The sequence below is a fragment of the Parabacteroides hominis genome, from assembly GCF_014287585.1.
Taxonomy (GTDB): Bacteria; Bacteroidota; Bacteroidia; order Bacteroidales; family Tannerellaceae; genus Parabacteroides; species Parabacteroides hominis.
Window position 1 is genome coordinate 81,727 of record NZ_JACOOJ010000012.1, and the last position, 14,339, is coordinate 96,065.

The following is a 14,339-nucleotide window of genomic DNA, read 5'->3' on the forward strand; positions in this document are numbered from 1 at the left end:
ATCGTATCTTCTGAAAGCCCTTGTTTTACAAGAGTTAACTAAATTCCTGTATAATGACGAGAGAAAACGTACGTTTTCATTAGTCATTTTGAAAATGACCCCTATCTTTTTTATATCCAATCACTTACAAACATAAAAACCGCCTAAAACAAGGCAAAATTCCCCCTTTTTATATTAATGTACACATGTACCTATATTAGTTTGTAAACCCAAGTCTATCAGCTATATACATAACACCCGCGCTCATCCCGTCTCTACTGCCGGAATAGCCCAAATCGACCTGTTTTTGGAATCAGCCCCTCTGCATCGCTTCTCTGTTGTTAATAAAACATAATGGCAAGCAGCCTCTCTTTTGCCGTCTGCTTCAGCAGACGGTATAAAAGGCCTGGAGGCAAAGCCTCTTCCTCTGTGGGCTTTAGACCCTTTTATCTATATGTATTTAAAGGGGGTAAAACCCATAGAGGAACCGGCAAAGCAGGAGCAATCATCTATCCGTCTGCCGAAGCAGACGGCAAAAGAGAGACTGACGGCTTTTGGGGGATTTCCGCTACGAACCCGTAGCCAGGTAAAAAGGCGGAAGCCTTATAATAAAAAAGAAGCCTTTCTTCACAGAGAGGCTTCTTTTTTATATCGAAAATAACCAATAAAAACTTTCCGATATAGTTAATCATCTTATATGCTTACATAATTTAGCGAAAGGTTTTGATATAGCGATTATACTAATAGTGTTACTTTACTTAATGACATTGCAAAGATACGGGCACTTCCGGCCTCCTACAATACCTATATGTGAGTAAAAAAACGCCTTTTGCTACCTAATCAGGGTGATATTTGCGCACAATACCTACAAATAGGTAACACTGACATCTTTTTACCTACTAATTGCGATTGCACACCGTCCGTAGCCCCTCTAATTTTGCCAAAAATTAAAAAACGCAATGAAAAGGTTAACTAATTTATTAACAATTACTCTACTAACCTCTTGTGCAACAGCATTTGCACAGGAACAAGAAGAAACAACGACAGGAAAATCCGCAGTGGAACAGTCGGCAGACATTTATGCCGCCGGATATAATAAGTTCCGTTTCGGCGGATATGGGGAAATCCTCGCGAACTTTATGGACTACGGCATCAACCGTTTCCGGGGTACGGACAACGGGAGCAAAAAAGACCATCGCAATTCGATCTCCATACCTCGTTTTGTCTTGGCTTTCGATTACAAATTCAATTCCCAATGGGTATTAGGAGCAGAAATAGAATTTGAGGCAGGAGGTACGGGAAGTGCCTATGAGATAGAAAACACGGAAAACGGAGAATACGAGATGGAAGTGGAAAAAGGCGGTGAAGTCGCTTTGGAACAATTCCACATCACACGTCTTGTCCATCCCGCCTTCAATGTCCGTGCCGGCCACCTGATCGTCCCGGTCGGTTTGACCAACGAGCATCACGAGCCGGTCAACTTCTTCGGAACTTCCCGCCCGGAAGGCGAAACGACTCTCCTTCCTTCCACCTGGCATGAGAACGGTATCGAAGTGTTCGGTACGTTCGGACGTAACTACTCGCGTTTCAACTACCAGGCTTTGGTCGTCGCCGGATTGAACGCCAACGGTTTCGACCGCAACACATGGGTCGCCGGCGGCAAGCAGGGATTGTTCGAAACAGACAACTTCACCTCGCCGGGCTACGTGGCGCGCCTGAACTATTTGGGAGTACCGGGGTTGAAAATAGGCGGTTCCTTCTATTATTGCCACAACACGGGAGCCAATTCCGACAAACCGGAAACCTACGTCAAATACGGAAACATCCCTTTGCGCATCTATACGGCCGACCTGCAATATAAAAACAAATATGTCACCGCACGCGCAAACATGATATGCGGCGACCTGAGCAAAGCCGACGACCTCAGCAATGTCAACAACCACCAGAGCGGCGGCTCGCCTTACACGCAGACAACCCCGATCGCCAAACGTGCGGTCAGCTACGGTGGCGAAGTGGGCTTCAACCTGCGTGCGCTTTGTAAAGACAACATGAGCGTGCCCGTGATCTACCCGTTCGTCCGCTACGAATACTACAACCCGCAGGAGAAAGGCGAAGGCAAACACACGATGGATTTACGCAACAAAGTAAGCATGTGGACAGCCGGCGCCAACTGGTACGCCCTGCCGAACCTTGTCGTGAAGGCAGACTACACGACACGCAAAATCGGAGGTGGAAAATATAACAGCGAAAACGAATTCAGCCTGGCTATCGCCTACATCGGCTGGTTCATCAGTAAATAAAAACAACATAAACAATTTAATAACTTATCAACAAAATGAAAAAGAAAAATTATTTCTATCTGGCAGCCTTATCGCTCGCCATGACATTCTCGATGGGAGCATGTAGCGACAACGACGATCCGGAACCGGATGGTGGCGGAAAAGATCCGGTCAGCCTGGATTACAGTTCTGAAAACGCCAGTGCATGGGGCAACTATATGTATAACGTGGCAATGTTGCTGAACAACGATGCAACCACGCTCTACAACTCCTGGGTAACCGACTACGTCGATGAACAGGGTTCACACGGCCCGTACTCGACAATCTTCAAAGACCAGACTGCCGGAGCCTATAAAAGCCCGCTCGACTGTATCGGACAGATGATTGAAGGTGGAATGTGGAATATCGCCAACGAAGTAGGTGACGCCAAGATCAAGGACCCGTATACCAAATATACGAGCGGCGACAAGGAAGGCGGCCTTTATGCCGTCGAATCATGGTATAGCTGGCACTCGCGTGACGACTATACGAACAATATCTTTTCCATCCGTAACACATATTACGGACGTATCGACGACAACGACGTGTCCAAAGTGGACGGAAACCTGAGCGCGTTCAACTCTTACAAGGACTTCGACGATGAAGGAGACATCGCAGAGCACTCGCTCTCAAAACTGATCGCATCTACCAACCCGGCTCTCGACGAAGAAATCAAAACCCTGATTTTCGCTTCTGCAAAGGCGATCCAGGCTATTCCGCAGCCGTTCCGCAACAATATCGACAGTGAAGAATCTGTTGCGGCGATGAACACTTGCATGGAGCTGGCCAACCTGTTGCTAAACGAAGTAAAACCGTATGTAAACGAAACTTTCAGCGATCCTGAATACGACGATGACCTGGATGCAATAGCCGAACAGTTTGTCGATGCGGTCGTTCTTCCGACCTACAAAGACTTGCAGGAAAAGAACAAACTTTTGCTGGATGCGGTGAACCAGTTCAGACAGAACCCAAGCAACGACAACTTCGAAAAGGCTTGCAACTTATGGATCACGGCACGCGAACCGTGGGAAAAGAGCGAAGCCTTCCTTATCGGCCCGGTTGACAACTTAGGTCTGGACCCGAACATGGACAGCTGGCCTTTGGACCAGAACGGTATCGTACAGGTATTGAACTCCCAGAACTGGGATGATCTGGAATGGAGCGGAAACTTTGACGAAGAAGATGAAGCCATCGGGGCCGCACAGAGCGTACGTGGTTACCATACATTGGAATATCTCCTGTTCAAAGACGGACAACCCCGTACTGTTGACGGAGCAAAATAAACGTGCATCTAAGACATATATGAAGCAATTTTACGTGTTAACATCCTCACTATTCCTGCTCTTTGCATGCGCTGCCTGTGAAGAGCAGGATAAAATGGATATGGATAAAATAAATGTCCCGAACGGATATGCGCTGTCAGCAGGGACTTCAACGATTTTCCTAAACTCATCGGTCGCCTATGACACGAACGCCGACTGGATAACAGGAGCCAACTCGATCCGTTTCAACAATGGCGACGGTCTCTACGACGACGTACGCACCAGCAACAACGGTGACGGAGGCGGCCTCGGACCTGTCTATGCCGGTTATTCCTGCGGCAGTTGCCATCGCAACGCAGGAAGGACCAAGCCGACATTGTGGGAAAACGGGGGATCGGGCAACTACGGTTTCTCTTCCATGCTTGTCTATATTTCCCGCCGCAACGGTGCTTTCTTCCGCGACTACGGGCGGGTATTGCACGACCAGGCCATCTACGGCGTCAAACCGGAAGGCAAGTTGTCCGTCAAATACGACAAGCAGACTTTTTCTTTCCCCGACGGGGAGACTTACGAACTATGCAAACCCAATTACACGATAACCGAATGGTATAAAGACAGTATCGCCCCGGAAGATTTGTTCTGTACCGTACGCATCCCGTTACGCCACGTCGGCATGGGGCAGATGATGGCGATCGACCGCCGGGAAATCGAAGCGCTTGCAGCCAAAAGCAATTATCCCGAATACGGCATCAGCGGACGTTGCAACTATATCACCGAGAAGGGTGTCACCGGTGTCGGCCTTTCCGGCAACAAGGCGCAGCATCTCGACCTGACCGTCGAACTGGGTTTTTCAAGCGACATGGGCGTGACCAACAGCCGCTATCCGGAAGAGATTTGCGAAGGGCAGGCTCAGATCAACCAGGGCAGCATGATGGGACTCTCGTACGACCAGCTCGATATATCGACCGCCGATATGGAAGATGTGGACCTGTATATGCAAAGCCTCGGCGTGCCGGCGCGGCGCAACATAAACGACCCTCAGGTCATCTTGGGAGAACAAAAGTTTTACGAGGCGAAATGCCATCTCTGCCACGTCACTACGCTGCATACGCAAGCGGGCGGTTCCACGCTGCTCAACGGCACACGTTTGCCGTGGCTCGGCGGACAGACCATCCATCCTTATTCGGATTTCCTGCTGCATGACATGGGGTCGGAAATCATGGGAGTCGGGTTGAACGACAATTATGTCAGCGGCTTAGCACGAGGAAACGAATGGCGTACCACGCCGCTCTGGGGCATCGGACTGCAGGAGAAAGTCAACGGTCATACCTATTTCCTCCACGACGGACGCGCCCGCAACCTGACGGAAGCCATCATGTGGCACGGCGGCGAAGGGGAAGCCTCTAAAAATTTATTCAAACAAATGAGCAAGGAAGAGCGTGAGGCAGTGATCGCATTCCTCAACTCCTTATAATTTATCCATAAGACAGACTAAAATGAAACAACTGATAATCATAATTGCGGCATTATTACTCTTACCGTTGACCGTCATGGCCCAATATGAGGAAGATACGGAAAACGGTGTCGTATCATTAAACGGCAAAGAAGGTTTTACGATCGCTACCAAGAAGGGGGATTTTGTTTTCAAACCTTATATGTTGGTTCAGACCAGCGCTAACATCAACTACTACGACGATGAAGGGCTGGACCCGGCCTACAATCAGGACAATATACACAACAGCGGTTTCTCGATCCCCTACGCCATCCTCGGTTTCACGGGCAAGGCATTCGATCGGGTGACATTCAACCTCTCCATCAATGCCGCCGGAAGCGGAGGAAACATCCTGCAACAGGCTTGGTTCGACGTAGAGATGAAGAAGAGCTTCGCCATACGTGTCGGCAAGTTCAAGACTCCGTTCTCGCACGCTTACCTGACTACGCTGGGCGAGACGTTAATGCCGACATTGCCGGCATCGCTCACCTCATCCGTTATCCTGCCTTATTCCCTTAATGCCGTGACACCGAATATCGGCATGGGATTCGACCTCGGAGTGGAAGTACACGGGTTGGTTAAAGAGAAGTTCGGCTACGAAGTGGGGATTTTCAACGGAACGGGAAGCTCCGTCAACGTGGCGTCCAAAACGTTCAGCGACGACTGGCATATCCCGTCATTGCTGTATGCCGGCCGCGTCACTTATATGCCGAAAGGAGTCATGCCGTCAAACCAGGGTAGCCCGAACCGCTTGAAGGAAGACAAGATGTTGTTCGGTCTTTCCACTTCATTGAATGTGGAGAGCGAAAGCGAAAGTACGAACGACTTCCGGGCAGGAGCCGAATTCGCCATGTTGAAGAACCGCCTGTATCTCGGCGCTGAAATCTATTATATGAATGTTGGTTTTACCAAACGGCAGAAAATCGACGAGAGCTATAACTATTTAGGAGGTTACGTGCAAGGCGGTTATTTCGTTACCAACAAATTGCAGGCAACAGCCCGCTATGACTTCTTCAACCGCAACGGATTGGACACAAACGGTTTCCTGAATATGCCGGCTGTCGGTTTCAACTATTTCTTCACCGGCTGCAACCTGAAACTGCAAGCCATGTATCAATTCATCGGACGTACCGGGCATGACACGCAGCTTGACCGCGACAACGACGACTTAGGATTGGCCATGCATTCCGGAACCGTTTTACTTCAGTACACTTTCTAATCGTAACGTCATGAAAAGAGAAGTTTATTCATGCATCTTCGGACTGTTGCTCTTTTCCGGTCTTGCCATCTCCTGTGACGATGGCAAGATATATGATGAAAACAGTCAGACGGAAAGAGAGGGAGGAACGGTGAAGTTGACCGCCAAAATCAGCGGGGTCGATTCCTGGCCGGGCGGCTACAGCGTCGTGCTGGCCGGATTCACTCCCGACAATGCTTTCGCCCAAACGGCAAAAGGGATTAGCCAGACGGCCGACGGGACGATAGACATGGTCTTGGCCGGTATTCCCGGCGAAGTCACGCAGATCGAAGTTTGTGTCATCAACAAGCTGCGTAAAAGGATCGCCAGCTTTTATACCGCCGACTACACGGAACAGGCGGATACCATACGCCTGGATGCCGGAAACCTGGATGCCGGCATGTTCAACAGCATCCAGACCGAAATCTTCAACCGTTCCTGTACGGCTTGCCACGGAGGGAGCACGGAACCTGCTGCGGGGCTGTACCTCACGGAAGGGAAAAGCTACAAGGCCCTGGTCGATGTCGTGGCCGATAAAAGCGAAGAAGGGCTGAAGCTGGTCAAGCCGGGAAGTGCGGAGGAAAGTTTCCTACACGTCATCCTGCACGAAAACATTGTCAAATACGATCATACCAACATCATCACAACGTCCAGCACCCTGACGTTGCTCGACGATTGGATCAATAACGGAGCTAAAGAATAAGAAAGCACATACTACATGGATTATATCAAAAAGACATATACAGACAAAGCTGTCGAAGTTCAAATTTCTACTTTTACCGGGAAAGGCGGGGTTGCCGAATATCACGTCCTGCTTGCTATTACGGACCGGACTTTGCCGTTTTCCGGACAACTTCAGAATATCCAACGGGCCTACGCGGCAGTTGTCCAGGAGGCGTTGCCCGACAATGCGACCGCCGTCTTCCGCCGCTATTTCCTGAGCGACGCAGCCAACCAGGCCGACTTGGTGATGGCTTGGGAATGCGAAAATTCCTATTGCCCGCTTTCCGTTGTGGAGCAGGCTCCGCTGAACGGGAGCAAAATAGCCATGTGGACTTGGTTCCAGACCGGTATCGCCGTCGAAACGATCAAAAACGGAATGTCGAAAGCCGAACATAACCATTATACGCAATACTGGACCGGCGGCTCTTGCAACAGGGCATCCAACTCCGAGTACCAGACCCGGCTTTTGCTGAACGATTACGTCTTGCAACTGACCGAGCAGGGATGTAAATTGGCAAACGATTGCATCCGTACCTGGTTCTTCGTCCAAAACGTGGATGTCAACTATGCCGGCGTCGTCAAAGCCCGCAAAGAGGTTTTCTTCACGCAAGACCTGACGGAAAAGACCCATTATATCTCCAGTACGGGAATAGAGGGGCGCCATGCCGATCCGGACGTTTTTGTCCAGATGGATACCTATGCCGTAAAAGGCTTGCAGCCCGGACAAATCCAGTTCCTCTATGCTCCCACCCACCTGAATCCGACATACGAATACGGGGTGACCTTCGAGCGGGGGACAGCCGTAACCTATGGCGACCGGAAACAAATCTTTATTTCCGGGACTGCAAGTATCGACAACAAAGGCGAGATCGTATATCCGGGCGATATCCTGAAGCAGACGGAACGCATGCTGGAAAACATCGACACCTTGCTCCAGGAAGCAGATGCCGGATTAGAGGACATCATGCAGGCGATCGTCTATTTGCGCGATCCGGCTGATTACGTCGTCGTCAAGCAATATATCGAAAGCCGCTATCCGTCATTTCCACACCTGATCGTACATGCTCCCGTGTGCCGTCCGGGCTGGCTGATCGAAACGGAATGCATAGCTGTCGTACCGGCGGATGCACCTCAATATGCATGCTTATAATCAACCTACTATACTAATGATAAAAGATATGGAAAACATGAAAAACGGAAAATACAGGGAAACAAGCAAGATGAGTGACCTGATATGCGAGAATTATCCGATGGTCCTTGTGATGAGCCGCTTCGGTATCGACCTGGGGTTCGGAGAGAAAAACATCGGGGAAGTATGCCGGCAGAATAAGATCGACACACATACTTTCCTGACTGTCGTCAACTTTCTGACGGAAACGAAGACAGTCCCGGTAGCGGAGGTCCATAAGGATATCTCCATCTCCTCGCTTATCACTTATCTGCATAATGCACACGACTATTTCCTGAACTTCCGTCTTCCCCATATCCGCCACAAGCTGACAGAGGCGATCGTGAGTTGCCCGAAAGATGTGGCTTTCGTGATCCGCCGCTTCTTCGACGAATATGCCGAAGAGGTACACAAGCATATGTCGTACGAAGAGAAAACCGTCTTCCCGTATGTCCGCAATTTGCTGGAAGGGAAGAAAGACCCGAAATACAATATCACCATCTTCCGTAAGCGGCACGACCAGATCGAGATGAAAATCACGGAACTGAAGAACCTGATCCTGAAGTATTATCCGGGACCGGACAGTAACTTGCTCAACAGTGTCTTGTTCGATATTTTCGCAACGGAACAGGACCTTGCCTCTCATAACCGGGTAGAAGACTACATCTTCGTGCCTGCTATTTTGTCTTTAGAAAAACAATAAAACCACCTGCCATGTCCACTAACATTAAAATTGCGATAGCCGAATCGTCCGCCATCATCCGGTGCGGACTGGAAACGCTGCTGAAACGCTTACCCGGATTCCGTATCCAGATATCCGAGATTACAGCGGCAGACTGTCTGACAGAGGGCTTACGCATTTATAAGCCGGACATTCTGATTATGAATCCTTCCATTCCGGGGAGCTTCAACCTGCAACATCTGAAAGACGAATGCGGTTGTCCGGATATGAAATGCTTCGCCCTTCTATATAATGTGAGCGACCCGTTCCTACTTCGCCCTTACGACGACCAGATATCCGTGTACGACAGCGCGGACGAGTTGAAACATAAACTGGAACGCCTCAACGCCGAAGAAGTTCCGCCCGAAGAAGAAGAAAACGACGACCAGCAGACACTGAGCAGCCGGGAAAAAGAAATTGTCGTCTGTGTGGTGAAAGGAATGACAAACCGGGAAATTGCAGACCGGTTGTACCTGTCCACCCACACCGTTATCACCCACCGCCGGAACATCGCCCGGAAATTGCAGGTGCACAGTGCCAGCGGCTTGACCGTCTATGCCATCGTGAACAAATTGATAGAGTTGAAGGACTTGAACGGCTAAAAAACAGTACCGTTCCTTACGTTATTAAGTAATTTTCAACTCTCAATTTTCAATTTTCAATTAAATAACCTTATTTTTACGATCTATACCGCAAAAACACAATACATATATGAACCTGATAAGAAAAACATACGGCACGACGGAGGTGCAAATCACCTCATTCCAATCATCCAAAGGTATAACAGAATACCATATCTTCTTCCAGCAGACGGACTGCATGGAGGATTTTCACTCTCAGTTGCAGCATATACAAGATGTTTATATGCGTTGTGCAGAAGAGTTGCCCGGCAATCCGGTCGCCATCTTCCGGCGTTATTTCCTGAGCGACGTAACCAATCAGACCGACAAACTGATGGAACGGGAACGCCTTTTTCCCTATTGCGCACTGTCTATCGTGCAGCAGGCTCCGATGAACGGGACGAAGATTGCGTTGTGGGCCTGGTTGCAGACCGGTGTACAGACACAGGTATTGCCGAGCGGGTTGTTCGAGGCGCATCACGGTGCATACGGCCAGCTTTTAGGCGCCAACCAATGCAACCGGGCGGCCAATTCGGAATACCAGACCCGCCTGATCTTCCGCGATTATATCCTGCAACTGACGGAAGCCCATTGCACTTTGGCTGCCAACTGCCTGCGTACGTGGATCTTCGTACAGAATGTAGACGTAAATTATCCGGGTGTGGTAAAAGCCCGCAAAGAGGTGTTCGCGACACAGAACCTGACGGAAGAAACTCATTTCATCGCCAGTACGGGGATCGAGGGCCGCTATTTCGACCCGATGGTGTTCGTGACAATGGACACGTATGCCGTTTCCGGTATTTGCCCTGAACAAATCCGCTATCTATACGCTCCCGAACACCTGAACCGCACGTATGAATATGGCGTCACGTTCGAACGGGGAACAACTGTCACCTACGGCGACCGCCGCCATATCTTTATCTCCGGTACAGCCAGTATCGACCGGTACGGGGAGATCGTACACGCCGGCGATGTCATGAAACAGGCTTCCCGGATGATCGGGAATATCGAAGCCCTGCTGAAAGAGGCGGATGCCACTTTAGACGATATCATGCAGGCGGTGATCTATATCCGCGATACGGCGGACTATGCACGGGTGAAGCAGTATATGGACGAACATCATCCGAATCTCCCTTATATTATCGTGCGTGCTCCGGTTTGCCGGACCGGCTGGCTGGTCGAGATGGAATGTACGGCGGTGACTGCAAAAGGGGATGAACGGTTTGCGGCATTATAACAAGAAATAGTTTTTCGATATTCCTATATTTGAATAATAACGAAGCCCCGGCAGTACGAATACAACCGGGGCTTGTTTTTTGTCTGCTCTCTTTCCTCACAGAAGTACGGGCAGCATTCTTATTTTTTACTTTAGTATTAATGTACCACTTGTTCGCCCTCGCGGGGTAATTGAACGGTCGGAAAGACCGGACACGTGGTTCATTATTTGATTATAAATTCTTTATTTCAATCTGAGTAGAGATACGGTTACCCGCATCTCTACCTTATGATGAATATGTCGTTATTATTTAACGATAGCCTTAACAGCTTCTTCGCCTTCGACAGCTACTACAACTACACCTGCAGGAGCAGCAATTGTAGCGTTGCTTGAAGTGATAACTGTGTTAGCAACTGTCTGGCCTAAGATGTTAGTGATAACAACTTTCTTGCCGGCAGCGTTAGCGATCTGAATGTTTCCGTTACCAGCGATAACAGTTACTTCAGATGTAGCGATTACTTCATTGTCTGTAGCCAATTCGTCGTTTTCTTTGTTTTCAACGTTGAAGATCAGGGCGCCGTCGCCACCGGTCTTAGCGTTAGCGAACAAAGAAGGATCTTTTGTCAGAACAACACAACCGTTCTGGATCTTCAACCATGCTGCATTTTCAGGAGCGATATTTTCGCCGTCATAGTTGTTGGATTCGAACAGGAATGAGTTTTCTTTACCTTCAGCAGTTACGTTAGCAGCATTTTCAGGATGTACATAACGGAATGACCAAGTGTAGTTCTTGTGGTTGTCACCAGACAACAGGTTCTTGATACCTACACCATAATCAGCACGCATAGTAGAATCAGCCTTTGCCAATGCTTTGAAGTCGATCTTGTCGTTAGCCACGCTTCTGTATTCTGCCGGCAATACCCACAATGTATCAGCGATACGGATACCTTCAACAAAGCCTACGCGAGTATAACCACCAGCGATATCTGCATAAGGTTTATCCAGACCGTTAAGAGCAACTGAATCCTGGAAGCTTACCAGATATTTAGCTCTTTCGAAGCCCGGAATAGCCGGATGAGCATGTTTACATTCCATAGGATCGTCAGTCAAAGTTCCGTCAGGTTTGATATGAGGAGCACCTTCCGTACAAGGAGTACCGGCTACACCTTCGAAATCCTTATGATTTACAGAGATCAGGTACTGTGGTTTGATATAACCACGGCCACGACCAACCCAAGCAGTATCGATCTGGAATGCCAAGCCTGTTGCTTTATCGGCAGTCCACATACCGGCATAGTTTACATTTTCATCCATCAAACCACCATCACGGTTGTTTTCATCCATCAGATATTCTTTACGAACATTTTCGAAGAATCTCAGGCTATCACGGCCGTCAGTTGCGCTTTCATCCAGATTTACATTGTTGAAACGACGATACAACGGAGTGTTGTCCGGGCTGATTGCAAATGCAGATGTTCTTGTTTCTTCCAGTGGCTGAACTTTTACTGTTGCATCCAGGATATCATCCGTTACACCGGCTTTATAATCACCGATCTCAGTATCCTCTGCTTTTACGATTGCATAGAAGCATTCACCTTCATGATGGTTGTTTTCTTTGAAGAAGAAGCTGTCAGCAGGAGCGCCGAAGTATTTAGACATTGCATATTTGTCTTCAGCGGCTTCACCCATGAATGCGTCTTTCAACTGGATAGAATAAGAAACTCTATAAAGTTTCTTGATACCGGCTCTATTCAATTCAGCCGTAGTACCGGCATAACCAAATGTAGCCCATTTCTTTTCAACCAGACGGAAAGCGTCCTTGCCATTCAATACGTTCAACAGAGAGTCTTTACCGTCACCCTTAGCCAGATACTTGCTGTTTTCGCCAGTTGCATACGGGTGCAGATATTTGAATGTATATTCATCTAAGAAGAACTTGGCATCCGGAATGTTCTTGTAACCTAACAATGTATCCTGATAAGCTTCAGCGATCAATGCAGCGTTACCCTTAACACCTTCGGCTTCTTTAACCTGCACGAAGATCAGAGAATCTTCACTCTGATAAAGAGCATCAGAAGCAGTCATATATTTTGCACCTTCAGCCTGCATCAACTGAGACAGAGTTGTCTGAGTCGGATATTCACGGTTCGTTACACTTACAGGAGAATAATCTTTCACTTTATCACCTGTGTTCTTCTTCAATACAACCCACTGGTAAGCCGGCATGTGAGCAGGAAGTTGTTCGTCTGCTTTAACAGTAACCCATTCCAAATCACCATCCTTGTGGATCGGAGAAGCCAAGTACTGGCCTTTCTGGTTCATGATGAAATACAGACCGTCAGCAATAGAAGTACGACCGTTGTAACCGGCTTCACAACCTTTGAAACCTAAATTGATATCAGTTTCTTTCTTGTCATAGATAGTTACAATACGTACTTTATTTTCGATCAAATCCTGAACGGTTACGAAGTTGTTCGTGCCTTTTCCACCAGCTGTTGTCGGAAGCACTGTTGCATCAGCATCAGCTACCCAATTAGAACCATTAGTGGCGTTTTCCGGATCATAATCCATTGCAGATTTAACCTGGATTACCAAGCTATCTTTTGAAGGATAATAAGAGAAAGCAAACTTATACTGATCAGCAAGACCTGTTACTTTACTAATAGAGTCAGCAGCAGAAGTCGGCTTTGTTGCAGCTGTACTTGCCTGACGTTTAGCATAGCTCAGATCAGACCATTTGAATGCACGGAATCTTTCGCCACTTGCATTGACGATAGAAGTATCGACACGCAAATAAGAACTGTCAGTAGTCAGTACGAAAACATAATCAGCAGCATCACCGCCTGTAGTTGGTTCAGCCAAGAACTTACCTGCATTCTTTCCGTTGAACGGGTTGGCTACGGTAACCTTTTCACCTTGTTCATCCGGTGTAAATGTCAAAGCTACGCCTTTATCAGCAGCCTGTAAACCTAAAATAGTATTGATTTCAGGAGCCTGCAAACGGATCATGTCGGCTTCTACAAGAGAGAACATTGTTAAATCACTTCCTGTAGCAGCATCTGCATAAGCTTCAGCAGCAGCCAACTTCGTAACCTGAATATTTGTGCCATCAGCAACCAAACCGATTACAGAGTCGGCTTTGAAATAAGAATACAGGGTCTTACCTGTTTGTTCTGCAACCGGAATAGATGTGTACTGGTTCAAATAAGCCCAACCTGAAACTTCACCACCTACACGGGTAGAATCAGTATCAGTATAAGTAGGCGTACTTCCTCCCAAACCTTCCAACAAAGTACCTGCATACTGGATATCCAGACGTTGGCCGGTAGCCTTGTTTGTGAAGTCGAAGATAGGAGCTTTACCATAACCTTCTTCAGTTACTTCAACACACCACAATGTACTTGCTAAATTTGCAGAAGTAGTAGTAGCTTCCAATCTCAAAGCGCCATTAGGAGTCATAGCTAACACCCCATCATCAGCTTTCAATTGGTACAAGCCATTACCCGTCTTCTTCAAGGATGTTACAGGATCCCCTGCATTGGCATTCATCGCACCCAACAATGCAAGTCCTGCCAAAAGAGTAGAAAACTTTTTGTTCATAAT

Annotated in this window: 10 protein-coding genes; 9 read left to right on the forward strand and 1 reads right to left on the reverse strand. The window is 48.1% G+C overall.

Annotated features, from left to right (window positions below; translation table 11 throughout):
• Positions 1–938: 938 nt before the first annotated feature.
• From H8S65_RS09010 to H8S65_RS09050, 9 genes are all read left to right on the forward strand, one after another.
• A complete protein-coding gene (locus H8S65_RS09010) occupies positions 939–2,279 on the forward strand; it encodes a putative porin (protein WP_186929662.1) in 1,341 nt (446 codons plus the stop codon).
• Between the two features lie 35 nt (positions 2,280–2,314).
• Complete coding sequence (locus H8S65_RS09015) at positions 2,315–3,580, forward strand: imelysin family protein (protein WP_186929663.1); 1,266 nt, start codon at positions 2,315–2,317, stop codon at positions 3,578–3,580.
• A 19-nt stretch (positions 3,581–3,599) separates the two neighbouring features.
• Complete coding sequence (locus tag H8S65_RS09020) at positions 3,600–5,033, forward strand: di-heme oxidoredictase family protein (protein ID WP_186929664.1); 1,434 nt, start codon at positions 3,600–3,602, stop codon at positions 5,031–5,033.
• Positions 5,034–5,055: 22 nt separating this feature from the next.
• Complete coding sequence (locus H8S65_RS09025; RefSeq protein WP_186929665.1) at positions 5,056–6,270, forward strand: porin; 1,215 nt, start codon at positions 5,056–5,058, stop codon at positions 6,268–6,270.
• A gap of 10 nt (positions 6,271–6,280) precedes the next feature.
• On the forward strand, positions 6,281–6,991 hold the full coding sequence (locus H8S65_RS09030) for a hypothetical protein (RefSeq protein ID WP_186929666.1): 711 nt from the start codon (positions 6,281–6,283) through the stop codon (positions 6,989–6,991).
• A gap of 15 nt (positions 6,992–7,006) precedes the next feature.
• Complete coding sequence (locus H8S65_RS09035) at positions 7,007–8,161, forward strand: Rid family hydrolase (protein ID WP_186929667.1); 1,155 nt, start codon at positions 7,007–7,009, stop codon at positions 8,159–8,161.
• A 16-nt stretch (positions 8,162–8,177) separates the two neighbouring features.
• Entirely contained in the window at positions 8,178–8,882 is a 705-nt protein-coding gene (locus tag H8S65_RS09040; protein WP_186929668.1) for a hemerythrin domain-containing protein, read from the forward strand.
• A gap of 11 nt (positions 8,883–8,893) precedes the next feature.
• Positions 8,894–9,502: a response regulator transcription factor gene (locus tag H8S65_RS09045; RefSeq protein ID WP_186929669.1), complete on the forward strand. Its 609-nt coding sequence runs from the start codon at positions 8,894–8,896 to the stop codon at positions 9,500–9,502.
• A gap of 109 nt (positions 9,503–9,611) precedes the next feature.
• The gene (locus H8S65_RS09050) at positions 9,612–10,757 is read left to right on the forward strand and encodes a Rid family hydrolase (RefSeq protein ID WP_186929670.1); all 1,146 of its coding nucleotides are present in this window, start codon (positions 9,612–9,614) and stop codon (positions 10,755–10,757) included.
• 285 nt (positions 10,758–11,042) lie between these two features.
• Here H8S65_RS09050 and H8S65_RS09055 read toward each other — a convergent pair whose 3' ends face one another.
• Complete coding sequence (locus tag H8S65_RS09055) at positions 11,043–14,336, reverse strand: DUF6383 domain-containing protein (RefSeq protein ID WP_186929671.1); 3,294 nt, start codon at positions 14,334–14,336, stop codon at positions 11,043–11,045.
• Positions 14,337–14,339 lie beyond the last annotated feature (3 nt).